Genomic DNA, 1,813 nt, shown 5'->3' with positions numbered 1-1,813 from the left:
GTCAACGACCACACCGGACGCGGCCGGCACACCTCCACCTCGGCGGTGGCGCTCCGACTGCCGGACGGCGGCTGGGTGGTGGACACCCCGGGGGTCCGGTCGTTCGGGCTGGCTCACGTCGAGCCGGACCGGTTGCTGCGGGCCTTCCCGGAGCTGAGCGGCGGCACCGCCGAGTGCCCCCGTGGCTGCAGCCATGACGAGCCGGAGTGCGGGCTGGACGCCTGGGTGGCGGACGGACACGCCGGGAGCAGCGGCGCCGCCCGGCTGGAATCCCTGCGCCGGCTGATCCGGGCCCGGGCCGGTGCTCCCTCCGAAGCCTGAACCTGCTTCGACCGGTCAGGGGGCCTTGGTGTTGGCGATGGTGTCCTGCCAGACCGCCTTGGCCCCGCTGTCGCCGACCTGGTAGGTCCAGTAGGTGGCGGCGGCCCCGGCCCCGACCACCAGGACCAAGGCCAGCAGGGTGGCCGGTGCCGACGCCCGCGGCGCGTCGTAGGCCGAGCCGTCCCGATCGTCAAGGGTGCGCCGACCGCGACTGCTGCCACCGGTGCCGGACCGGCCCACGAGCAGATAGGCCAGCACCGAGGCGACCACCAGGCCGATACCGAAGTTCGGCAGCACCGAACCCAGATCGCCGTGCTTCGCGGCGATCTCCTGGCCGGCCTGCACGCTCAGCCGGACCTGAAGCTTCCCGCCCGACTCGGCGGCGGCGTAGGAACTGCCCATCGCCACCAGGTTGCCGAGGATCGCCCACGGCAGCCCCGGCCGCCACTTCGGGCGGATCGTGAACGCGATCGTCACCAGCGCCATCAACGGCAGCAACACGACGGCGGCGTGGACCACGAGGGCGTGTACCGGGAGACCGTTAATGGTATCGAACATGCGGAACACCTTAAACCCTCAACCAAATGCCGGCGCGGTCTGAACGCGCCGAACCGACGTCCGGCGTGCGCCGGCTCACGGAGGCTTACGCCACCTCGGTCCGATCGGTTCACCGGCGGCTGGTCCGATATCGATCTGATGCGTTCGGATCGGGACGGCTGGGGTCAAACACCGATACCGTCCGCCCGTGGGTTATGACGATGATCTCCGGCTGGCGCATGTGATCGCCGACCAGGTGGACGCGGTGACGATCGCCCGGTTCACCGCCGTCGACCTGCTGGTGGAGACCAAGCCCGATCTGACCCCGGTGACCGACGCCGACCGGGCGGCCGAGGAACTGATCCGCAGCCAGTTGCGCCGCACGCGTCCCCGGGACGCGGTGCTCGGCGAGGAGTTCGGGTCCAGCGGTCGCGGTTCCCGGCAGTGGATCGTCGACCCGATCGACGGCACCAAGAACTTCGTCCGGGGGGTTCCGGTCTGGGCCACCCTGATCGCCCTGGTGGACGACGGCGTCCCGGTGATCGGCCTGGTCTCCGCCCCCGCGCTGGGACGGCGGTGGTGGGCGGCCACCGGCACCGGGGCCTGGACCGGTCGCAGCCTGTCCTCGGCCCGGCGGTTGCGGGTCTCGGCGGTGGAGAAGCTGGCCGACGCCTCGTTGTCCTACGCGTCCTTCCGCGGCTGGGAGGACCTGGACCGGGGCGATGCCTTCCTCCAGCTGACCCGGACGGTATGGCGCAGCCGGGCCTACGGCGACTTCTGGTCGTACATGCTGCTGGCCGAGGGCGCGGTCGACCTGGCCTGCGAACCCGAACTGCAGTTGTACGACATGGCGGCGCTGGTGCCGATCGTGGTCGAGGCCGGCGGCCGGTTCAGTTCGCTGGCCGGGGTGGACGGGCCGTTCGGTGGCAACGCCGTGGCGTCCAACGGGTTGTTG

At 71.4% G+C, this 1,813-nt stretch carries 3 protein-coding genes; 2 read left to right on the top strand and 1 reads right to left on the bottom strand.

The window, feature by feature from the left end:
- The coding region (gene rsgA / locus WAL33_RS05500) for a GTPase RsgA (protein WP_422179272.1) at positions 1-321 on the top strand (321 nt) is incomplete at its 5' end.
- A 15-nt stretch (positions 322-336) separates the two neighbouring features.
- Here the strand turns inward: rsgA and WAL33_RS05495 are convergent.
- Positions 337-798, bottom strand: coding sequence for a hypothetical protein (locus WAL33_RS05495; protein WP_422179270.1), 462 nt, complete (start codon positions 796-798; stop codon positions 337-339).
- 268 nt (positions 799-1,066) lie between these two features.
- Here WAL33_RS05495 and hisN point away from each other — a divergent pair.
- On the top strand, positions 1,067-1,813 hold a 747-nt coding region (gene hisN / locus WAL33_RS05490; RefSeq protein WP_422179269.1), incomplete at its 3' end, for a histidinol-phosphatase.

It is taken from the genome of Caulobacter sp., from assembly GCF_049283275.1.
Taxonomy (GTDB): domain Bacteria; phylum Pseudomonadota; class Alphaproteobacteria; order Caulobacterales; family Caulobacteraceae; genus Caulobacter.
This window is presented reverse-complemented; position numbering and strand designations above follow the sequence as displayed.